15 protein-coding genes are annotated in these 22210 nt (G+C 70.5%); 9 read left to right on the top strand and 6 right to left on the bottom strand.

Features of this window, described 5'->3' with window-relative positions; genetic code table 11:
• Positions 1 to 86 precede the first annotated feature (86 nt).
• Positions 87 to 1025 carry a glycosyltransferase family 2 protein gene (locus Q9S71_RS03905; RefSeq protein ID WP_311860633.1) on the bottom strand — a complete coding sequence of 313 codons (939 nt, stop codon included), beginning with the start codon at positions 1023 to 1025 and terminating at the stop codon, positions 87 to 89.
• Complete coding sequence (locus Q9S71_RS03900; RefSeq protein WP_311860631.1) at positions 1022 to 2047, bottom strand: glycosyltransferase; 1026 nt, start codon at positions 2045 to 2047, stop codon at positions 1022 to 1024. The genes Q9S71_RS03905 and Q9S71_RS03900 overlap by 4 nt, the downstream gene beginning before the upstream one ends.
• An 82-nt stretch (positions 2048 to 2129) precedes the next feature.
• On the opposite strand from Q9S71_RS03900, the gene Q9S71_RS03895 reads away from it, so the two are divergent.
• Together Q9S71_RS03895 and Q9S71_RS03890 are read left to right on the top strand one after the other, a co-directional pair.
• The gene (locus Q9S71_RS03895) at positions 2130 to 2900 is read left to right on the top strand and encodes a CDP-alcohol phosphatidyltransferase family protein (protein ID WP_311860629.1); all 771 of its coding nucleotides are present in this window, start codon (positions 2130 to 2132) and stop codon (positions 2898 to 2900) included.
• On the top strand, positions 2897 to 3805 hold the full coding sequence (locus Q9S71_RS03890; RefSeq protein ID WP_311860627.1) for a glycosyltransferase family 2 protein: 909 nt from the start codon (positions 2897 to 2899) through the stop codon (positions 3803 to 3805). Before Q9S71_RS03895 ends, Q9S71_RS03890 begins: the two co-directional genes overlap by 4 nt.
• On the opposite strand, the gene Q9S71_RS03885 is transcribed toward Q9S71_RS03890, so the two are convergent.
• A complete protein-coding gene (locus Q9S71_RS03885; RefSeq protein ID WP_311860626.1) occupies positions 3802 to 4854 on the bottom strand; it encodes a glycosyltransferase in 1053 nt (350 codons plus the stop codon). The genes Q9S71_RS03890 and Q9S71_RS03885 overlap by 4 nt on opposite strands.
• 191 nt (positions 4855 to 5045) lie before the next feature.
• Here Q9S71_RS03885 and Q9S71_RS03880 point away from each other — a divergent pair, with 191 nt between their 5' ends.
• The 6 genes from Q9S71_RS03880 to Q9S71_RS03855 all read left to right on the top strand — a co-directional run bounded on the left by Q9S71_RS03880 (position 5046) and on the right by Q9S71_RS03855 (position 15953).
• The gene (locus tag Q9S71_RS03880; RefSeq protein ID WP_311860625.1) at positions 5046 to 5636 is read left to right on the top strand and encodes a hypothetical protein; all 591 of its coding nucleotides are present in this window, start codon (positions 5046 to 5048) and stop codon (positions 5634 to 5636) included.
• Positions 5636 to 11047: a PKD domain-containing protein gene (locus Q9S71_RS03875; RefSeq protein ID WP_311860624.1), complete on the top strand. Its 5412-nt coding sequence runs from the start codon at positions 5636 to 5638 to the stop codon at positions 11045 to 11047. Before Q9S71_RS03880 ends, Q9S71_RS03875 begins: the two co-directional genes overlap by 1 nt.
• A 73-nt stretch (positions 11048 to 11120) precedes the next feature.
• Positions 11121 to 12422 (top strand): hypothetical protein, encoded by a 1302-nt coding sequence (locus tag Q9S71_RS03870; protein ID WP_311860622.1) that lies wholly within the window; start codon positions 11121 to 11123, stop codon positions 12420 to 12422.
• A gap of 40 nt (positions 12423 to 12462) precedes the next feature.
• Positions 12463 to 14256, top strand: a complete 1794-nt coding sequence (locus tag Q9S71_RS03865) for an ABC transporter ATP-binding protein (RefSeq protein ID WP_311860621.1) — start codon at positions 12463 to 12465, stop codon at positions 14254 to 14256.
• Positions 14257 to 14259: 3 nt separating this feature from the next.
• Positions 14260 to 15294 (top strand): hypothetical protein, encoded by a 1035-nt coding sequence (locus Q9S71_RS03860; protein WP_311860620.1) that lies wholly within the window; start codon positions 14260 to 14262, stop codon positions 15292 to 15294.
• Entirely contained in the window at positions 15291 to 15953 is a 663-nt protein-coding gene (locus Q9S71_RS03855) for an arsenate reductase/protein-tyrosine-phosphatase family protein (protein WP_311860618.1), read from the top strand. The genes Q9S71_RS03860 and Q9S71_RS03855 overlap by 4 nt, the downstream gene beginning before the upstream one ends.
• A gap of 53 nt (positions 15954 to 16006) precedes the next feature.
• Here the strand turns inward: Q9S71_RS03855 and Q9S71_RS03850 are convergent, their stop codons facing one another.
• The gene (locus tag Q9S71_RS03850; protein ID WP_311860616.1) at positions 16007 to 17425 is read right to left on the bottom strand and encodes a tyrosine-protein kinase domain-containing protein; all 1419 of its coding nucleotides are present in this window, start codon (positions 17423 to 17425) and stop codon (positions 16007 to 16009) included.
• Positions 17426 to 17665: 240 nt separating this feature from the next.
• On the opposite strand from Q9S71_RS03850, the gene Q9S71_RS03845 reads away from it, so the two are divergent.
• Positions 17666 to 20137 carry a right-handed parallel beta-helix repeat-containing protein gene (locus tag Q9S71_RS03845; protein ID WP_311860614.1) on the top strand — a complete coding sequence of 824 codons (2472 nt, stop codon included), beginning with the start codon at positions 17666 to 17668 and terminating at the stop codon, positions 20135 to 20137.
• Here Q9S71_RS03845 and Q9S71_RS03840 read toward each other — a convergent pair.
• Together Q9S71_RS03840 and Q9S71_RS03835 are read right to left on the bottom strand one after the other, a co-directional pair.
• On the bottom strand, positions 20074 to 21099 hold the full coding sequence (locus Q9S71_RS03840) for a DUF6492 family protein (protein WP_311860613.1): 1026 nt from the start codon (positions 21097 to 21099) through the stop codon (positions 20074 to 20076). The genes Q9S71_RS03845 and Q9S71_RS03840 overlap by 64 nt on opposite strands.
• Positions 21099 to 22172: a polysaccharide pyruvyl transferase family protein gene (locus Q9S71_RS03835; RefSeq protein WP_311860612.1), complete on the bottom strand. Its 1074-nt coding sequence runs from the start codon at positions 22170 to 22172 to the stop codon at positions 21099 to 21101. The genes Q9S71_RS03840 and Q9S71_RS03835 overlap by 1 nt, the downstream gene beginning before the upstream one ends.
• Positions 22173 to 22210: the final 38 nt, after the last annotated feature.

The following is a 22210-nucleotide window of genomic DNA, read 5'->3' as shown; positions in this document are numbered from 1 at the left end:
CCCAGCAAGCAGACAGATCGAGCCCCAACTCGAACCGGGCCCCCAAAGCCCGATGGGGGGAGACTACACCACGGCGGGGTGGGGCGTCACGACTCGTTCCGCGGCCGGTACTCGAGGTAACGGAATCCAGCGCCGCCCGCGGCCATCCCCGCCCCGCGGGCGATGAGGCGAGCACCGCGGGCGCGGTGCGAGACCGATCGGGAGACGACGCCGATGAGCCATCGGCCGGCGCCCGCCAGCGCTCGGGCGGTGCCGACGAGGACCCACCGGACGCGGCGGGTCAGGCGGCGCGCGGCGCCGCCCGTCAGGACGATGTCGCCGCGGGCGGTCGTCGTGCCCACGCGGAAGGCTCGCCGCAGGACCCACGACGCCGTTGCACGCTCGTCGGGGACGTGATCGATGACGAGGGCGTCCGGTGCCGCGAGGATCCGCGCGCCGCGACGGTGGAGCGCGGACGTGAAGTGGATGTCCTCGCCGCCCGTACGACCGAAGCCCTCATCGAAGCGGATGCCGGTGGCCCGGAGGATCGCGCAGCTGATCAGGAGGTTGTTGGTCGGAGCCACCGGCATCCGCTCACCATCGGCGAACCGCACGCGCCGGAAGAACCCGCCCGCCGTGATCCACGCGGACGGCGGGGAGTCGAAGGTCGATTCCACGCGGCCCGACACCAGGTCCGCCTCGCCCGCCGCCCACGGTGCGACGAGGGTCCGCAGCCAGCCCGGCTCGGGGACCTCGTCGTCGTCGATGAAGACGAGGGCGTCCGCGCCGCGGGCGAGGGCCTCGTCGAGCGCACGGTTGCGGACGGCGGCGAGCCCGGGACGCGGCTCGGGCACGTACGCCGCCTTCGCGGCATCCGCGACACCGGCCGCGCTGCCCTCGGGGTCGTTGTCGATGACGAGGACCTCGACGCGCAGGGGCGCCACGTCGTCGCGGTGACCGGCGAGAGAGGTGAGCAGCCTGCCGAGGCGCTCGGGCCGCCGGTAGGACGGCACCGCGATCAGGACGAACGACGCCGTCCCGCTCACGTGCCGCCCCGCCGGGAGCGGATCGCGCGGAGGTAGGCCTCGCGATGACGGATGCCGACCAGCGACCAGCCACGATCGTCGAGGTCCGGGCCGGTTGCGGGCGGTGTCGCCGCGGTCCGCGCGAACTCCTCAAGGGCGTCGGCGGTGAGGTCGCCGTCGAACATCGAGACCCAGCCCGGCCCGACCTCGTCGGCGAGTGCCGTGTTGACCTCGTTGCGCGGGACGAGCACGGGGCGGCCCAGCGAGAGCGCCGCGAGCGCCGTTCCCGAGTTGTGCATGAACCGGTATGGCAGGACGATGCCGACGCTCGACATGGCCGCGCGCGCGAAGTCCTCCTCGGACAGATAGCGGAGGTCGAGCGAGATCCGATCGTCGGCGGATGCCAGCGTGCGGATCTCGTCGGCGAGCTCGCGGTTCGACGGGTTGCCGGAGATCCGGAGCCTCCAGTCGGCGAGCCCCGCCGCGGTCGCGCGGAAGGCGGCGATGAGGGATTCGACGCCCTTGTACCGGCGGACCAGCCCTACGAACCCAAGCGTGCGCGGCTCCGCCGGAACGGGATCGACGTCGGCGAACCAGTCGCGGTAGTGCCCGTGGGGGATGACGGCGGACGGGACGCCCGCGCGCACCGGCGTGGACTCGTTGAGACGGATGTGGAAGTCCGCGCGGCGGTCGACCCAGCGCAGCAACAGACGCTCCCATCGCGAGTCGACGTCGGGCAACTCCACGTTGTGGAGCGTCCGGACGATCGCCACCCGCGTGAGGCGCAGGCGTGCGATCAGCACGGTTCCGAAGAGCCGCCGGACGAATCGCTTGAGCGGGGTCGCGCCGCCGAAGAGCGTCTCGGGCCAGTGGAAGTGCAGGGCGTCGTAGCGGCCGAACAGGGCCGTCCGCCGGTCGAAGCGCAGGTGCTCCAGACCGGCATCGGCGGCCAGGGCGGCGTCCAGCATGTGGACGTACGGGTTGGATGTGGGCCGGGGGGCGCCGAAGGACTGCATCACGCGCGGGCGGTCACCGGTCGACATAGCCGACAGTCTGGCAGGTTGACGCATCCCCTATGCTCAGACCGGGGACGATGCATCTAGTCGGGGGACGGAGCATACAGCGATGAGCGCATTCGGGGACTCGTACGGTCGGCTGGCCGCTGCGCAGAAGGGCCACGCACGGGGCGCGCCGGCGTACTCGGTGTACATCAACCGGCGCATCGGCAGGGCCCTGGCCGCCGCCGCGCACCAGTGGGGGATCACTCCCGACGGTGCGACCGGCATCAGCGCGCTGCACACCTTCGGCGCGCTCGTCCTGCTGGTGGTCGCGCCCGCGCAGTGGTGGACCGGATGCCTCGTCGCGGCGCTCTTGGTCCTCGGCTACGCGTGGGATTCGGCCGACGGTCAGCTCGCCCGCCTGCGCGGCGGGGGCAGCCTCGCCGGGGAGTGGCTCGACCACTTCGTGGACGCCTTCAAGACGGCATCCCTCCACCTGTGCGTCCTCGTCGCGCTGTGGTGGCACACCGACGCACGCGACACCCTGTGGCTCGTGGTGCCACTGGCCTACTGCGTCGTGGCGGTCGTGACCTTCTTCGGGATGCTGCTCAACGACCTGCTCAAGGGCAAGAAGGGCGTCCCGTCGACGCACGCCCGCGGCGGCGGCACGGCGCTGCGCTCGCTCGTCCTCGTGCCGACCGACTTCGGTCTGCTGTGCCTCGTGTTCGTGCTGTGGGGTGCCCCGCCGTTCTTCCTGGCCGCCTACACGCTGCTGCTCGTCGCGAACGCGGTCTTCCTCGCCGCGGCCGCCGTGAAGTGGCACCGCGAGATCCGCGCGCTCGACGTCGCGACCCCCGACGAGCCCGCCGTTCCGGCCGCTGGGGTCCCGGCGCCGTGACACCCCGCGCGGCGGTGGTGATCGTGAACTACGGCGCCAGCGCGATCCTCGAGCCGAACGCCGCGACGGTGCAGCCGCCCGGGGACGGATTCGTCGTCGTGGTCGACTGCTTCAGTTCGACGGACGAACGCGCGCGCATCGACGCGGCCTGCCGGCGCCACGGCTGGGTACCGGTGCTGCTCGAACGCAACGCCGGGTTCGGCGGCGGGACGAACGCCGGTGCGGCTCTCGCGCTCGAACGCGGCGCCGAGGTCGTCGTCGCGCTCAACCCCGACGCCACGATCGACCGCGAGAGCCTGGCGCAACTCGTGCAGGCGGCCGCCGACGACCCGCTCGCGCTCGTCTCGCCGACGATCCTCGACGGAGGGGGCGGCGTGTGGTTCGGCGGCAGCGACCTCTACCTCGACGACGGATCGATCGCCGGCGCCCGGCGCCGCGCCGAACGGGCCGGAAGGCCCCGCCACGAGTGGGCGACCGGCGCCTGCTTCGCGATGTCCGCGGAGCTCTGGTCGCGGGTCGGCGGATTCGACGAGGAGTACTTCCTGTACTGGGAGGATGTCGACCTCTCGCGGCGTGTGCTGGATCTCGGCGGTTCGTTGCGCACCCTCCCGGTCACCGCGGTCCACGACGAGGGCCAGACCCACCTCGACGCCGTGCGGGGACGTGCGAAGTCGGAGACGTACTACTACTTCAACATCCGGAACCGACTCCTCTACGCCGCCAAGCACGGCGACGCGGAGACGGTCCGGAGGTGGTCGCGGGCGACCCTGCGGGTGTCGTGGCTGATCCTGATGCAGGGCGGACGGGCGCAGCTGCGCTCGATCCGGCCGTGGCGTGCGTTGGCACGCGGCATCCGCGACGGGCGACGCGCCCTCGCCGGCGCACCCGCGAAGGGCCGCGGCTAGCGGCTGCGGGCCGCGTCGCGCAGGCGCTCGACGGCCGACCGCCACGTGTGTCGGGCGACGACCGCGTCGCGGGCCGCGGCATCCGCTCGTCCTCCCCAGGCGCCGTCGATCGCAGCCGCGACGTCCCCGGCGGTCGCCGTCGGCGACACGAAGCGGGCGTAGGTGCCGACGGTCTCGCGGAAGACGGGGATGTCGCTGACGAGGAGCGGCGCACCGAACCACGCCGCCTCCACGGCGGGAAGCCCGAACCCCTCGTCGAGGCTCAGACTGATCGCCAGCGCCGCGTGCGTGTAGAGCCAGGCGACCTCATCGTCGTCGAGGGAGCCGAGGAACACGACCCGTCCCTCGGCGACGGCGGTGCGGAGCCCCTCGGGCAGTTCCGTGCTCACCCCGGAGTGGGCGGAGCCGCCGACGATGTACAGCGGCGTCCGCGGCGTGACCGAGGCGGCGAGACGGGCGCCGTCGATGACCGCGGCGAGATTCTTGCGGACGTTCAAGCGCCCGACCGTGACGGCGAACTCCGCGCCCTCCGGGACGGCGCGCGGGCGGCGCGGAGCGGCATCCGTCAGAGCCGTGGGCACCCCCAGCCCCACCGCGACCGGCGCGAGGCGCGGCGCGAGGCGCGCGATCCGGCGGGCCTCGGTCTCTGTCGACGTCGACACCACCGCGGCGCGGCGGGCCCACGGCAGCATGGGGGCGAAGTACAGCCGCTCGCGGCGCGAGAACCACTCGGGGTTGTCGTGGAACATCGCGTCGTGGACGAACACGACGGAGCGTCCCGACCGGGGAGCGTAGTTGTGCACGACGCTCACGTCGGCGCGCGCGGCGCGGGACAGCCGCGGGAGCTCCCAGCGGTTCGAAAGGGCATGCGGCCAGAGCCTCGTGCGCACGACCTCGGCGCCCGCGGGGACTTCCGAGGCCTCGGCATCCTGCCGCAGCGCGAGGACGAGCTCGTCGCCGGGGAACACCTCGGCCCAGGTGCGGATGAACTCCCGCTGCACGGTCCGGTTCGCCCCGGGTCCCCGGCCCCACCAGAACGCATCGAACATGACTCGCATCGTCGCCCCCCGGGGTCATCATACGAGGCCGCCGCGGAGCGCCCGCGAAGATCGCACTTGCGCTGAAGAGCGGGGGGACGTATGTTGTGCACGATCCTGCTGGGGGCGGGATCTCTCGTTGGGGAACGAGAAACGACTTTGGGGGTCGGATCCGCGTGGGGACGATTGATGCTGGGCGTGGCATGCGCCGGCTGCGATGGGGGACGCTTCTCGCGCTCTCGGGGATGGTGCTGCTCGTCGGCTGCAGCGCCGTAGAGGCGGCGGAACGGCCGGCCGCCGTACAGGAGTCGGAGAGTCCTTCTCCCACGCCGATCGACCCGGATGCGCCGGCACCGACGCCGTCCGTCGAGGCGGATGCGCCGACGAAGGCTCCCGCCGCCGAGGTCGAGACCGGCCCGATCGACGAGCCGATCGAACTGTCGACGGGTCTGGTGATCGAACTGGACTCGGTCTCGGCCACCACTGTGACGGCGGCGACCCCGGGCGAGGTGTCCGGCCCCGCTGTGGTCGTGAAGCTCACCGCGCGCAACGACTCGCGCGAGACGGCCGACCTCGACTCCGCGGTCGTCACCCTCACCGCCGCCGACGGCGAGTACGGCATCGGCACCACCGCCGGGCCCAACACGCCTCTCGCCGGCGACCTCGAGCCGGGCGACTCCGCCTCCGGTTCGTATGTCTTCATGCTCGACCCGGCGGCGGATCGCTCCGTGACCGTGAGCGTCAACTACTCGGCCGGGGAGCCCGTCGCCGAATTCTCGGGAAAGACGGACTGATGATCCACAACGCAACGACTCGGAAGCCGTCGAAGCTGACGCGCGCCGTGAGCATCCTCGCGGCTGCGGTGCTGATCGGTACCGGGATGCTGGCAGTGTCGCCGGCCGCCCACGCCGCGGAACCCCTCTCGCCCGACCCGGCTCCGCTCCTGCAGCGCGACGCCGACGTCGCCACCGCCGACGCGCTCCCGACGGTGCAGATCGACGACGGTTACGTGTGGGCGCAGACGATGGTCGGCAACACGGTCTACGCCGCGGGTTCGTTCACGAACGCCCGGGCACCGCTCGCCGCTCCCGGCACGAGCCTGACGCCGCGGTCCAACATCCTCGCCTACGACATCACCACGGGCGCCTTGAAGCCGTTCGCCCCGCAGGTCAACGGTGTCATCAAGGCCATCACCGCCTCGCCCGACGGCAGCCGGATCTACATCGGCGGTTCCTTCAACTCCGTCAACGGCTCGACCCGCTTCAACTTCGCGGCCCTCGACGCCACGACCGGCGCTCTCGTGCCCGGATTCGCTCCGTCGGTAGGCGGGACCGGCGTCTACGCCGTCGCCGCGACGGGCAGCACCGTCTACGTCGGCGGCCGCTTCACGCAGGGCAACGGCGCCGCGCGCGGCAACCTCGCCGCCTTCAGCGCGAGCAACGGCGCACTGATGTCCTGGGCGCCCACCACCGACCTCCAGGTCGACGCGATGGTCATGGAGCCGGGCAACCAGAAGGTGATCATCGGCGGTCGCTTCTACACCGTCAACGGCGTCGGTGGCGAGCAGCGCGGCATCGGCGCGCTCGACCCCGCGACGGGAGCGACCGTCCCGTGGGCCGTGACGTCCATCATCAAGAACGGGTGGGCCGAGGGCGGCAACGCCGGCCGCAGCGGCATCTTCGGACTGGCGACGGATGCCGGTGGTGTCTACGGCACCGGCTGGACCTACGCGGACGTGGCGACCGGCAACATCGAGGGCACCTTCGCGGTCGACGCGGGAGCAGGCGACCTCCGCTGGCTCGCCGACTGCCACGGTGACCACTACGGTGTCTGGTCGACGGGCAAGGTCGTCTACTCGACGAGCCACACCCACCAGTGCGACACGGTGGGCCTCTGGCCCGAGCAGCCCAAGCGGCAGTACCGCTACATCGAGGCCTACACCGCCGATGCCCGCGGCACGCTGCCTCGGACACCGAGCGAGAGCTCCATCTACAAGAACTGGGCGGGAACGCCGTCCCCGTCCGCGTACACCTGGTACCCCGACTTCACCGTGGGCAACACCTCCGGGCTCGGGCAGGCGGGCCTGTCGATCACGGGAACCGGCGACTACATCTCCGTCGCCGGTGAGTTCGGCAGCGTCAACAACCAGCGGTACCAGGGCATCGTGCGCTTCTCGACGAAGCCGTCGACGGGCGCCAAGCAGGGTCCGCGCATCGCGACTGCGAGCTGGACGCCGAGCGCGCGATCGATCGCGGCCGGCGAGGCCCGCGTGCAGATCCAGGCGAACTGGGACCGCGACGACATGAACCTCACCTACGAGCTCCGCCGCAGCGGACGCTCCACTCCCGTCGCGACGACCACCGTCGCCTCGACGTGGTGGCAGAGGCCGGGCATCGTGATGAAGGACACCGACGTCGTCGCCGGGCAGACCTACACCTACACGGTGGTGGCTCGCGACGGTAACGGCAACACCGTCCAGAGCTCTCCCGCGACCGTCACGATCACGTCCGCATCCGCGTCGACGTACGCCACGGCGGTCATCGAGGACAGCGCGACCCACTACTGGCCCCTGGGCGAGGACTCCGGCACTGCCGGCTTCGACTGGGCCGGGAGCGACGACCTCACCGTGAACGGCGCGACGCGCGGCGTCACGGGACAGAACCAGGCCACGCCCACGAAGGCGACGCAGTTCGCCGGCGGGGACGGCTCGTTCGCCTCGACCGCCACGTCCGAGACGGGCCCGAACACCTTCTCCGTGGAGGCTTGGTTCAAGACCACCAGTACGTCCGGCGGCAAGATCGTCGGATTCGGGGACAACGCCGGCGGGACCTCCGGCAGCTACGACCGGCACGTCTACCTCAGCAACGATGGTCGGTTGACGTTCGGCGTGTACCCGAACAGCGTCCAGACGCTCGAGAGCGGGCCCGGCTACAACGACGGCGCCTGGCACCACGTGGTGGCCAGCCTGTCGCCCGCCGGGATGCGGTTCTACGTCGATGGCGCCCTCGTCGGCGGCCGGTCGGACATCACGTCCGCGCAGGGGTACAACGGCTACTGGAAGGTCGGTGGCGACAACACCGGCGGGTGGCCCAACGGTGGCAGCAGCAACTACCTGTCGGGCACCATCGCCGACGTCGCGGTCTACCCGACGGCGCTGAGCCTCGACGCCGTGGCTCGCCACTACGCCGCGAGCGGCCGCGGGACGACACCCGCTGCGGCACCGTCCGACACGTACGGCAAGTCCGTCTACTCGCTCAACCCGTCGGTCTACTGGCGCCTCGATGAGACGTCCGGTTCCGCCGCGGCGGATTCGAGCGGTGCGGGTTACATCTACCCGGGTACTTACTTCGGTGGGGTGACCAAGGGAGCTCCGAGCGCGCTGGCCACCGGCGTGGGCTCCTCGATCACGCTGAGCCCCAACGGGCAGACAGGCGTCACGGGCGACAAGCAGGTCTTCAACCCGACCACGTACTCGATGGAGACGTGGTTCAAGACGACGAGCACCGACGGTGGCAAGCTGATCGGCTTCGGCAATAACCGCGTGGGGCAGAGCGGGAGCTACGACCGGCACGTCTACATGAGCGGTGACGGAGCGCTGCGCTTCGGTGTCTGGAACGGCTGGGCCGGCATCATCCAGAGCGGTCCGGGGTTCAACGACGGCAAGTGGCACCACGTCGTGGCCACGCAGTCGTCCGCCGGTATGCGTCTCTACCTGGACGGCCAGCTGGTCGACCAGAACGACATCGCGACTGCCCAGAACTACAGCGGATACTGGCGCATCGGTGGCGACTCGGGCTGGGAGGGTGCGACCTACTGGACGGGTTCGCTCGACGAGGCCGCCGTGTACCCGACCGCGCTCACTGCGGCCCAGGTGTCGGACCACTTCATCATCGGGTCGGGGCAGCAGCCGCCGAATGCGGCACCGCGCGATCTGGACATCGCTGCTGAGGCGAGCGGCCTGAGCGTCGACGTCACCGGCACCGCCACCGACCCCGACGGCGACACGCTCAGCTACGAGTGGGACTTCGGTGACGACGCCACGGCGACCGGGGCGACCGCCTCGCACCGCTACGCAGCGGCCGGGACCTACGCCGTCACGCTGACGGTGACCGACGGTCGCGGTGGCTCGACGGAGCACACGGAGAACGTGACCGTGACCCACGCGGCACCCGTGGCGGCGTTCACCTCCGAGACCGACGAGCGCACGGTGACGACGGATGCCGCGGGTTCGTCGGCCTCCGACGACGCCACCCTGTCCTACGACTGGAACTGGGGGGACGGCTCGGCTCATTCGAGCGGCGCCACGGCGACGCACGAGTACGAGGAGGACGGCGAGTACACCATCACACTCACGGTGACCGACAGCCTCGGATCAACGTCCACCGTGGACAAGACGGTCACCGTCGCATCCACGCCCGCGCCGGCGTACGCCGCGGCGGATGCCTTCGGTCGCACGGTGGCGTCCGGATGGGGCACCGCCGACACCGGGGGCGCGTGGACCTTCGCCAGCAGCTCGACCTCGGGCGCATCGGTGCAGGACGGCAAGGGTCAGCTGACGATCGCGGCCGGGCAGACGCGGACGCTCGCCCTGGGAGCCGCCCTGCGCGACTCCGAGAGCCGGGTCGGTTACACGCTGACGAACGGTCCCTCGACGGCGGGCTACGTGGGGCTGGGTGCACGACGAAACGGGTCGAACTTCTACAACGTGCGCGTCTGGCACCGCGACACGGGAGCCGTCTGGCTCGTCGCGCAGCGGGGCAGCACCGTCATCACCTCCAAGGCGGTGAGCGGGCTCACGTGGGCCGCCGGCGACTCCTTCTCGCTCCGCGTCGACGTCACGGGCGCCAGCCCGACGTCCATCAAGGCGAAGGTGTGGAAGCAGGGCACGACGGAGCCGACGGCCTGGCAGCTCGAGACGACGGATTCGACGGCGGGGCTGCAGGCGGCCGGTGGGCCGATCCTGCACTACGCGACGGCCGGTTCCGCGACGGCACCGGGCACGGTCCGCTTCGACGACCTCACGGTGCGCGACACGCAGGCCGCCCCCGCGCCGAACCAGGCGCCTGTAGCGAGCTTCACGTCCTCGGCATCCGGCCTCGCCGCCTCGGTGGACGGGTCGGCGTCGACGGACGCGGACGGGTCGATCGCCTCGTACTCCTGGAGCTGGGGAGACGGCTCGCCGGCGTCGAGCGGGGCGACAGCGTCGCACACCTACGCGTCGGCGGGGGACAAGCAGGTCACCCTGACCGTCACCGACGACGACGGCGCCACGCACGCCGTGACCAAGACCGTGACCGTGACCGCACCCGCACCGAACCAGGCGCCCGTCGCGAGCTTCACGACCGCGGCATCCGACCTCACCCTGTCGGTGAACGGCTCGGGATCGACGGATGCCGACGGGTCGATCGCGTCGTACTCGTGGAAGTGGGGCGACTCGTCGCAGGATTCGTCGGGCGCGACCGCATCGCACACCTACGCCGCCGCGGGTGACTACGAGGTGACCCTCACGGTCGCCGACGACAAGGGCGCGACGCACTCCGCGAAGAAGGCCGTCACCGTCACCGCTCCGGCGCCCGCCGACGTCCTCGCCCGCGATGCGTTCGAGCGCACCGCGACAGGCGGTTGGGGCACGGCCGACGTCGGTGGCGCGTGGACGATCAGCGGCGGGTCGGCATCCGCGGCGAGTGTCAGCGGCGGGACGGGGCGATTCGCGCTCGCTGCGGGTGGCACGCGGACAGCGCTGCTCACGCAGACGCCGCTGCGGAACTTCACCGCGTCGACCGATTTCACGATCGACGTCGCCTCGTCCACCGGTTCCGGCTATGTCGGCATCGTTCCGCGCAACTCCGGCAGCAGCTACTACGTCGTGAATGCCTGGCTCCGTACGGACGGCAGGGTCTACCTCGTCGCGCAGCGCGGCTCGACCGTCCTCCAGACGTTCAGCGCAACGGGCCTGACGTACGCCGCCGGCGACAGCTTCTCGATGAAGGTGGAGTCCACCGGAGCGAGTGGCACGACGGAACTTCGCGCGAAGCTGTGGAAGAAGGGCGCCACCGAGCCGTCGGCATGGCAGCTCGTCACCAGTGACACGACGAGCGATCTGCAGGCTGCGGCCGCGGTGGGTCTGCGCGCCAACCGTGCGTCGTCCTCGACGAGCGCGATGACGGTGTCCTTCGACGACTTCCGGGTCGCGCCGATCGAATGACGATGATGTCGGCCCGCCGGCATGCAACGACGCATGCCGCGGGCCGACCCGCGCTGAGGGGAGGTGGATGCGGATGACGGACGGTCTGATGATGATGGCCGCGCTCACCGCTCTCCTCGCGGCGGGTATCGCGGCCATGTTCCTTGCTCGGGCGCCGCGGCTGAGCCTCGCGATCTGGGTCGTCGCGGTCTTCTTCCTCCCGATCTGGGTCGGTGTGAACCTCGGGTTCTTCCTGTCCGCGGTCACCCTCTCGACGCTCGGGTTCGTCGTCCTGCACGGCGGGCGGTTCCGGCTTGCCGCCCCGGATGCGTTCATGCTGCTCTTCGTCGGTGTGATCGTCCTGCTGTTCGCGGCGAAGCAGGTCGACCTGTCCTACCTCGTGTCGGGCGTCCTCGAACTCGTCCTCCCGTACTTCTGGGGACGCATCATCTACGAACGCATCGGATCCCGGCCGATCGCGGGTTGGATCGCCGGTGCCGCCGTCGCCGTCGGCGTCCTCGCCGTGATCGAGTTCCTGACCGGGTCCAACTTCTTCATCGGCATCCCCGGTTACGGACCGCTCCAGGCGACGTGGGGAACCCTGCAGCCGCGAGCCGGCTTCCTGCGAGCGGAGGGAGCCTTCGGACACTCCATCGCACTGGGTGGGGCGCTGGCCATGTCGGCCGCGTTCGTCCTGGCCACCCGCATGTCGACGTGGGTCAAGGCCGTCGGGCTCGTCGTCATCGGTGTCGCCGTCGTCTTCACGTTCAGCCGGATCGGGATCATCACCTTCGTCCTGACGGTCGTCCTCTCGATCCTCGTTCTCCGCGGCGTCGGAACCTCGATCCGATGGGTGACGGCGGGTCTGCTGGCCGTCGGCTTGTTCATCCTCGTCCCGTTCCTCGACACCGTGTTCCTCGACGCCGGGAGCGAAGCGGGGGGCAGCGCGGACTACCGCGGCAGCCTGACTGTCCTGCTCAGCCAGGTCCAGTTGATCGGCGGCGCATCCGGCTGGGAGGACCTCGTCGTCGGCGACACCTACCTCGGTTCGTTCACCGCGTCGACGGACAACGCGTTCATCTCACTGCTGCTGCGCTACGGATATCTTCCGACCGCGGCACTGTTCACGGTCTACGTCGGCGCAGTGGTGGTCGCCCTGCGGGCTGGGCGCATGTCGCCGGCATCCGTGGCCATCATCGCTCAACTGCCCGGACTGTTCGCCGTCGCGTTCATCACGCAGTACGGCATCCTGCTCTGGTTCATCGTCGGCGTCGCCGTCTCGAGCGCGCTACGGCCGGAGCCCGGAAGCACGATGGCGGCCGCCGCGGAGCATCCGCGCACGGACGTCATGATCATCGGCGGAGCCGGTCACGGCACGTCATCAAGGGGGAGATGAGTTGTCACTACGACGAGAAAGAAAGTCGCGGCGATCCGCATTGACGACGCTGAAGGCGTCGGTGGCGGCGTGGCGCCGGGTCGGGCCGTTCTTCACGAGGTCCCGGGGCAAGATCGTCCTCATCGCCGTCGCCTCGGTGGCGGCCGGGCTCTTCGAAGCGGCGCTGCTCACGTTGATCGCGGCGCTCGCACTCGCGCTCGCCGAAAGCCGCGATGTCCAGGTGGATCTCCTCGGGCTCCAGGTCGCGCTGAACCTGCCGCTCGCCCTGGGGCTCGGCATCCTCCTCGCACTCCTGCGGGGTGCTCTGCAACTGTGGGTCGCCTACCTCCCCGCCGTCATGAGCGGGCAGGCGATGGTGGACCTGCGCACGCGACTCTTCGACGCATTCGTGGGTGCGGCCTGGCCGTCGAAGTCCGCGGAGCGCGACGGCGGCTTCCAGTCGGTCATGCTGAACCAGGTCCGGGCGACGTCCGAGACGATCATCCTCATCGCGGGGGTCATCTCCTCCGGACTGATGTTCCTCAGCCTGCTCGCGTCGGCGGTCGTCATGAGCCCACCCGCGGCTGCGGTGATCACCGTGGTGTCGTTGGCGCTGTTCGCGGTGCTGCGCCCGCTCTCGCGTTCGTTGCGACGGGCTTCCACGGTCCTCAGCTCCGAGAACATCGAGTACGCGAAGACCACGCAGGAGGTCGCCGCCCTCGCCGAGGAGACCGAGGTCTTCGGTGCGACCCCCGCCTATCGTGAGCGCTTCTACGCGCAGCTGCGGGCCGTGCAGCAGCCGTTCCAGCGCGTGCGCTACCTCTCCGGCGCCGTCCCCGCTCTCTACCAGAGCGTCGCGCTGCTCGTCCTCGTGATCGCGCTCGGCGTCGTCGCCCTCCTCGGCGCCGGCAACATCGCGACCCTCGGCGCCGTCGTCCTGATCCTGATCCGCGCCGTCACCTACGGCCAGCGGGTGCAGGGGGCGATCACCTCGGTCGACGAGAAGCTGCCCTTCGTCCACCACCTCGCCGACGCGATCGAGCGGTACGAATCGCGGCCCCAGAGCCCTGGTCACGAGGCGGCTGATCACATCGGCGACCTCACGATGAGCGGGGTGGGATTCGGCTACGACCGGGGTTCCGAGGTCCTCCACGACGTGTCGTTCTCGGTGAAGATGGGCGAGATCGTCGGCATCGTGGGTCCGTCGGGCGCGGGCAAGTCCACGCTCGTCCAGCTGCTGCTGCGCCTGCGGGAGCCGACCTCCGGTACCTACTCGGTCAACGGTAAGCCCGCGGCCGACATCGATCGGGCCGACTGGCGTCGGATGGTGACGTACGTCCCGCAGTCCCCGCAGCTGTTCTACGGATCGGTGAGGGAGAACATCCGGTTCTTCCGCGACGACATCGACGACGCGGCTGTCGAGGATGCCGCCCGGCGCGCGCACATCCATGAGGACATCCTGCGGCTTCCCGACGGCTACGACACGATCGTCGGAGCGCGCGCATCGCTGGTTTCCGGTGGCCAGCGCCAGCGCATCTGCCTCGCTCGGGCGCTCGCGGCGCGTCCTGCCATCATGATCCTCGACGAGCCGACGAGTGCGCTCGACGTCAAGTCGGAGGAATCCGTTCAGGCGACCCTGCACGACCTCGCGGGCGACGCCGTCGTCTTCCTCGTGGCGCACCGGTTGTCGACGTTGGCGATCTGCGATCGCGTGATGGTCGTCGCGGACGGCACGATCGCCGGTTTCGACTCTGCCGAGAATCTCCGTCACGACAACCACTACTTCAAGGAGGTCAGCGAGATCTCCGGGAGGGCCGCCTCGCAGGGCGGCCCGCGTCGACCGGCATTGGGCTGACCCGTGGACGACCTTTCCGTGGAAAGCGGCCGCGAACGCGTGCGCGCCGTCCGTCGAGACCTCGCGCCGGGACTCTGGGTGAAGGCCGGCCCGCTCATGTGGCGTCGCGTCGGCGCGGCCCCGGTCCCCGGGCATGCTTCGTCGACCAAGGGCACCGGGTCGATGCGGACGCCGGCCCACCCGCTCGCGTGGCTGAGCGATCTGCGTCACGCCTTCGTCGTCCTGGGCCGCGGCGGAACGGCGGATGCCGCGATCGCCGCCCACGACGGCGGGACGGTCCTCTTCGACACGGCCGCACACCACGTCATCCGTCGGTACGGCACCGGACCCGTGAGCGAGGAGTACGTGCGGATGCGGACCGCCTTCACCGCCCACGTCGGTGCTCCCGCTTTCGCCGTCGGCGACCACGGTGCGTACGTCATCGAGGATCTGATCGCCGGCGAGCACCTCCTCGACGTCCCTTCTGCCGCGCGCGTCGACGCCGTTCGGCAGCTGATCACCGACTACGCGGGGTTGACGTCGCACGCGGCGGTGGATGGCGTCGGCCTGCGGCAGCTGCTCGCTCACGTCGCAGACGACCTCTTCGAGGACGCGCCGTTCCGCGAGAGGTGGGATGCGCCGCACCTCGGCGACCTGCTCGATCGGATGTCGTGGGTGCCCAGTGCGTACGAGGCGACGGCGAAGAACCTCATGGTCGGACGCGACGGTCGCCCCGTTCCCATCGATCTGGGGGATCTGCAGCTGCAGCCCTTCTTCGCCTATCCGATCGGAGTGCTGATCTCCGCCGGCCCCGATGCCCTGAGCGCCTACCGCGATGGCGGGTTCGACGACGTGTTGACGGCATTGTGGGCGGCAGCCGGACAGGAATGGACCGGCGATACCCGGCAACGCGATGCCGTCCTCGTCGCCCGCGCCGCGTTCGGCGCGGCCCGTGACCACGACAACGGTGTCGCAGGCGGTGTCCGATCCCTCTTCGCCGATCGGCTGGCGGCGATCGATCCCTGGCTGAGCGCCACCCGTACCGGAGGATTCGTATGACTGACGGTGTTCTCTTCCTCTGCCACGCGAATGTCTGTCGTTCACGGTTGATGGAGCACGAGTTCCGCGCCGCGGAGCGTGCCACCGGTTCGGAGCGATGGTCCGCCGTCAGCGCGGGTGTCGCAGCGGTGGCAGGTCGCCCGGTGTGCGACGAGGTGCAAGCGCTCATCTCGCCGGCAGGTGACGACGATGCGCCGCTCGCCGTCGACCGCGGCGCCGTGCTGCTCGACCGTGACCTGCTCCAGAGCGCGAGCCTTGTGATCACCGCGACCCGGGCCGAGCGTGCTGACGTGGCCCTCCTCATCCCCGCAATGCGTTCCCGCACGTTCACGCTGCGCGAGGCGGTCATCCTCGCGCAGCTCGAACCGGTCGTCGCACCCCCCGGTCGGGGTCGCGACGGCGACGAGCTCCTCACCGCCTTCGCCGAATCGCTCGATCAGCGTCGAGGCAGTGTCCGTTCGGAAGACCGGAGGAGTCGCGTGCGGTGGTTCCACCGACGCGACCACTCCGATGACCTCGACATCCCCGACGCGCACCACCGTCGTCCGCGGGATCACCGTCGGGTGCTGCAGACCGTGCAGACCGAGACCACCGCGCTCCACGAGCACCTGCGCGCCTTCGGGGGACGTTCCGAGCGCCGCGGCGCCCGCGCCCGCTGATCGTCTCCGCACCGCCGGCCGACCCCGCGGTGCGACCGGCTCCGAGGCCGGGTTCACACCTGCGTCGGCGTGGTTCCGATGTCCGAGGGCTCGTCGGCGGCGGGCCGGACGCGGGTCACCGGGCCGTAGTAGTCGCCCGCCCGCTTGTCGTGGCGGGCTCGGTTCAGGATGCTCCCGAGCACTCGCGCGCCCGCGCCCTCGAGCAGCTTGATCGACTTCGCCGCGTTCGGTCGACGGGTCTTGGTCGCGTCGACGACGAACAGCACACCGTCGACCGACGGGGCGAGCAGGCTCGCGTCGGCGACGTTGAGGATGGGCGGAGCGTCGACGACGACGAAGTCGTAGCGCTCCGCCGACTCCTCGAGCAGGTCCGCCATCGCCTGCGAGGCGAGGATCTCTGCGGGGTTCGGGGGAGTGCCGCCGGAGGGGAGCACGTCGAGCGTCGAGGAGCGGAACGGGTATCGCGCCGTGTCGAAGTCATGCATCTTGAGAAGGACCGAGGTGAGGCCGACGGCATCCTCGATACCGAAGAAGACGTGCACCTGCGGCCGCCGCAGGTCGGCATCGATCAGCAGGACGCGGTGGTTGAGGTCGGCGAGAGTCAGCGCCAGGTTGACGGCGACGGTCGACTTGCCCTCGCCGGGGGAGCCCGACGTGACGAGCAGGGTGGATACCCGTGATCCCACGTTCGCGTAGGTGAGGGCGGAGCGGAGGCGTCGGAACTCCTCCGCGGATCGTCCCATCGGCTCCTGGGCGATGCCGGCGGCCCGGTGCGCCAGGAGCGGCGCGCGCGTGATGACTCCCAGGACCGGGGTGCCGCTCACCCGCGCCAGGATGTCCTCGTTCCGCACCCGGGTGTCGGCGGCGCTGAAGATCAACGCCGCGGCGGTGCCGATGATGGCACCGAGGAGCAGACCGAGCAGAGCATCCCGCGGTTTGTTCGGCGACGACTGGGATGCCGGCACCACCGCCTGGTCGATCGTCTCCGCGGTGATGGTCGGCGCCCCCTCCGCCCCCTTCGGGGAGATCTCGAGGACGACATCTGCGAGCTCGGCGGCGACGGCGTTCGCGAGTGACGCCGCCCGGTCGGCGTTGGTCGTCGTGGAGGTGATGCGGAGGATGACGGTGTCCTGCGGGATCGCGACATCGATCGACCGCGCCAGTTCGCGGGGGGTCGTGTCGATACCGAGCTCTTCGATGACCGGCTCGAGCACCCGCGAGGTGGTGGCCAGCTGTGCGATCGAGAGCATCTGGTTCTGGGTGTAGGCCGACCCCTGATTGAGGTCCGACGCGCTCGCCCCCTGGTTGAGCGCGAAGTACAGCGAGGCCGTCGACTGATAACGCGGTGTCTCGAGTGCGGACAGGCCGTAGGCCACGCCGCCTCCGAGGAGGGCGCACAGCGCCACACCCCACCAGAATTTGCGCAGCGCGCTCAACAGCCAATGCCCCGACCAAGGCGTGGATTCCGCCATGGGTCCCCCTCCCCAAGGACTCCCATTCTACGGGGGCGAGGGCGTCCACCGACAGGGTTCCCAGGTTCGGGGCGGGAGGCGCAGCGTACTCGTTCGGTCCACCTGTGCGCATGAGGGGTCTCTCATCCGAAACGGAGAGCGGCAATCGCTCTGATACCGTCGTCGACAATTTCCCCCCGCTCGCGATGCATTTCGTCGCTCATTCCGTCGGTCCCCCCCCAACGGCGAATTGAGGCCCCCATGATCTCCTTCTCCCTGCCCAGACGCGCTGCCGGCGTCTCGCTCGCACTCGTGTTCGTCCTGATCGTCGGACTGCTCGTCGGCGTCGGTGCCCCCGCGTCGGCCGCGGCTTCCGTCTACGCGCGCGATCCGATGTCGCGAACCGTGGGGTCGGGCTGGGGCAAGGCCGAAACCGGCGGCGGCTGGACGAAGCTCTCGTCGACGGTGGCCTCCGTCAGCGGCGGAAAAGGGTGGATCACCAGCCCTCGACCCGGGCGCACTTCCCGTGTCACGCTCCCCGTCTCCGCTCGTGACGTGGATTCCCGCTTCACGGTGACCGTGCCCACCCTCCCCACGACCGGAAGCGGCCTGTACCTCTCGCACGGCGTGCGCGCCACTGCGGAAGGCGCCTACCAGGTCGGTGTTCGCGTCATGGTCGGCGGCTACGTCGACCTCACTCTGGAGAAGCGCTCGGGTACCTCGGTGACCACGCTCGAGCGTGTGCGCCTCACAGACAGGGTCCGAGCAGGCGGCACGCTGCACGTCCGAATGCAGGCGACCGGGACGACGAAGGTCGCCCTCACGGGCAAGGTCTGGCGCTCGGGGGCGTCGGAGTCCGCGGCCCGGATCGTCACGCACACGGATTCGTCGGCGGAACGCATCGCCGGCAAGGGCGCCGTCGAGTTCTCTCTCTATACCTCCGCCGCGACGAAGGCGTTGCGTGTCGGTGTCGACGACCTCGGGGTCTCGGCCGCGACGGCGACGCCCGCCGCCCCTTCCCCCGCGCCGAAGCCGACGCCCAAACCGACTCCCGCGGAGCCCGCTCCCGCTCCCGGTGCGGAGCGGGTCGCAGGTGCTCGCGCGACGGCCGGCGCGGCCGAGCCGGGTACACGGGACTACCCCGTTCCCGCGGCCGCGGTCATCGTCTCTCCCGCCGGACGTGATTCCGCCGCGGGCACCGTGGCGTCGCCGCTGCGAACGATCACCGCCGCACTGAAGAAGGTGTCGAACGGGGGCACGATCGCCCTCCGGGGTGGGACGTACCACGAGAGCGTCATCATCCCGCCGCAGAAGCGGGTCACGATTCAGCCGTATCGCGCCGAGGCGGTCTGGCTGGACGGTGCCGAGACCGTCACGGGATGGCGGAAGTCGGGCAATGTCTGGGTCCGCTCCGGCTGGACGCAGTCGCTCGACGCGAGCCCCACGTTCAAGCGGGGGGAGCCGGACGGCACCGAGGACGGCTGGCGTTTCGTCGATCCCGCGTACCCGATGGCCGCCCACCCCGATCAGGTGTGGGTCGACGGGCGGCAGCTCACGCAGGTCGCATCCCGCTCCCAGGTCTCGAACGGACGCTTCTTCGTGGACGAGAAGTCCGATGAACTCGTCGTCGGTACGGACCTCACCGGCAAGAAGGCCAAGGTGAGCACACTCATCAGCGCTCTCTCGGTGCGTTCCGAGGGGTCGGTGGTGAAGGGCATCGGCGTCCGGCGGTACGCGACCAGCGTCCCGTCGATGGGGACCGTCATCGTCGCCGCCGACCGGGTGACCCTTTCGGACGTCACGATCCGCGACAACTCGACGACCGGTCTCTACACCTGGTCGAAGGACACCACGCTCGCGGACGTGTCGGTCATCGGGAACGGTCTGCTCGGCGCCGGCGCCTCGCAGGCGGACGGCCTCGAGATCCGCCGCATGCTCTCGACCGGCAACAACCGTGAGCGCTTCAACAGGGCGCCGGTGTCGGGCGCCCTCAAGATTCACAGTTCAACGGACGTGGTCGTCGCCGACAGCGTCTTCGCCGACAACCTCGGCCAGGGTCCGTGGTTCGACGAGTCGAACTACGGCGTCGTCTTCAGCGGCAACGACAGTCTGCGCAACACGGGCAGCGGCGTGGTGTTCGAGTTGTCGGAACGCGCGGTCTTCGCCGACAACCTCGTGGCCGACAACGCGCTGCACGGAATCCTGATCGCGAACGCAGGGGATGCGGCGATCTGGAACAACACCCTCGTGGGCAACGAACGCAACATCGCGGTCACGCAGAACAAGCGGCGATCAGCGAACAGTCTCATTCCGTGGATGACCAAGGGCATCGTGATCGCCAATAACATCGTGGCGGAACCGCGGGGCGAGTGCCTGGTGTGCGTCGACGACTTCTCGCGGGCCCTCGTGGGCGGGCAGATGGTGACGCGAGCGGAGGGCAACTTCTATCACCGCGCATCGCCCACGGCGACCCGCTGGTTCGCGATCTACTCGCGCGGCGCGGCGGGATCCTCCGAAGGCTTCGCGACGCTCGCCGACTTCACGTCCGCCACCGGGCGGGACAGGCGGTCGGTGCTGGTCGAGCAAGCGGCATCCCCGGTTCACGACGACTACTCGCTGCGATCGGCGACGGCTTCGCGGCAGACCTCGATCGCGGTACCCGTCCCCGCTCAGATCGCGGGCGTCTCCGACCTGACGACGGACGAGGTGAGCCTCGGCGCGCGCTTCCGGTGACCCACGGCGCGACGGACGCGCTCCATTCCGCGGGTCCACACGATCGCCGGGAGATACCGTCGGCGGAAGCGCCGGATGAACGTGCCTGCGGAGGCGGCATCCGGGAACAGGCCGAAGGTGGTCCACGCCTCGGCGATGCGGGCGAGGGTGGCGGGGTCTGCCGCGGCGAGCACCTGGCGGTGCACGGCGAACACGGCCGCGTCCTCTCGGCGGTGCTCCGCGATCGCGGCGCGGACGCCGTCGACGGATGCCGCCTTCGGCCACACGGCGGGTGCCGGGAGCGACCGGTTGTTGCGCAGCGCGGCCAGGCCCGGACCCCGCGTGTCGATCCAGCCCGCGTAGAGAAAGAACTCGAGCAGCTCGCGGCGCTCGAACTCCTCCGGGAACGTGCGGCCCGACCGCCGCTCGATGTCGTCCATGACAGCGCGGACGGTGTCGGTGTCGAAGACGAAGGGCGTGGCGGTGGGCGGGAACGCGGCGACCGCCCGTTCGGTCTGGTGCGCATCGGCGCCGAGGTAGGTGAGGGTCCTCACGAGTGACTCGCGGAGCGGATGCGTCGTGTACGGGTGCGAGCGTCCGAACGCGCGACCGGTGCGGTCGACGAACTCCGCGGCGCTCGCCGCGCGCGTGAAATGGTTCTTCGCATCGAGGACCACGTAATGAGGAGTCCGGATCCGCCGGGCGATCGCGAGTTTGGCCGCCTGCTGGCTCCGCCAGCCCCCGGTGGCGCCGGGGTCGATCAGCTCCCGCGTGCGCACGATGCGCACCCTGTCCTGCAGAGCTCCGTACTCCCGCAGGAGGCGGCGACGGGAGGGCCCGCTCAGTCCGAGGACGCTGTTGTCGAGAATGAGCATCTCCTCGACGCTGGCGGGGTCGAGATAGCGGGCCATCGAGCGGGCCTGTAGTTCGAGGAGCGGGACCTCGGCCTCGAAGACGACGGTCACGAAGGTGAGGGGCGACATCATCGGGTCGCCTCGACGAGGTGCTGTACGTCGGCGAGGAGCCGCTGCCCCCGCTGCTGCGCCTGCCGTGCCTGGGCGGCCAGGGACGGGTCGTCGACGGCGGCGAGGATCCGGTCGGCGACCTCCTCGGAGCCGCTCGCGTCCACGACGTGTGGCCAGCCGAGCTCACCCATGAGGGGCGCGAACTTGCGGGAGTAGGCCATCGCGATCGCGGGGGTTCCCGTCGACAGGGCGTTCAGGCAGGCGTGCATGCGCGCCCCGATGACGAGGGATGCCCCGGCGATGACCGCCCGGGCGTGCTCGAGGTCGCGCGGCACGACCAGCCCCAGGCGCCCTTCGTACTCCGCGTGCAGCTCGGTCGCCACCGGGACGTCGTTGTCGGGGTCGGCGGAGTCGAGGACGTGGGGGAACAGGGTGACGGAGCGGCCGCGGACGAGAAGTCCGTCGATCACCGCGCGGATCTGGCGTCGGTACGCCTCGGGGTCTCCGTGACGGGTCGACCGCCAGAGCAGTCCCGAGGCGTTGAGCAGGACGTCGTGACCCCGCTCGGCCACGGGCTGGTCGATGCCGAACACGAGGTCCGTCGTCGTGAGGTCGACGGGTCGCCCGAGCGTCGCCGACGCTGCGGCGCTCAAGGGATCGCGGGCGAGCACGAGCCGGGAGCGGTGCACGTCCCGCCGAGCGAGCAGCCGCGACCGGCGCGAACCGAAGGGGCCGATCGTCTGCGGCGCCAGGACCGTCGGGACGTGTCGACGCGCCGCGAACTCGTGGATCATCGACATCGTCGTGTGCCGCGGGAGGCCGTAGATGTCCGAGAAGCTGTCGCCGGAGCGGGTGTCCCAGTAGAGGTCGAACCCGTCGAGCCAGTCGCGCATGCCGCGGCGGCCGGTCACCCACTCGCGGACGAGACCACGCGGAGACCACGTGACGGCCTCGGGCTTCGAGCCGTAGTTCATGTACACGAACTCCGCCTGCGGCCAGATGCGGCGGAGCAGGTCTTTCGACCCGCGCCCGAGGGCGCGGACGCCGAGGTTCGGTGAGGTCTCATCCGTCCAGGCGAGGAGGATGCGCATGGGGTGTCCTTTCCAACCGTCGGGCCGCGGTGCCGCAC

The organism is Microbacterium gawkjiense, assembly GCF_031932225.1.
Lineage (GTDB): Bacteria > Actinomycetota > Actinomycetes > Actinomycetales > Microbacteriaceae > Microbacterium > Microbacterium gawkjiense.
The sequence above is the reverse complement of the archived record's forward strand: the minus strand, read 5'-3'. Positions and strand labels throughout refer to the sequence as shown.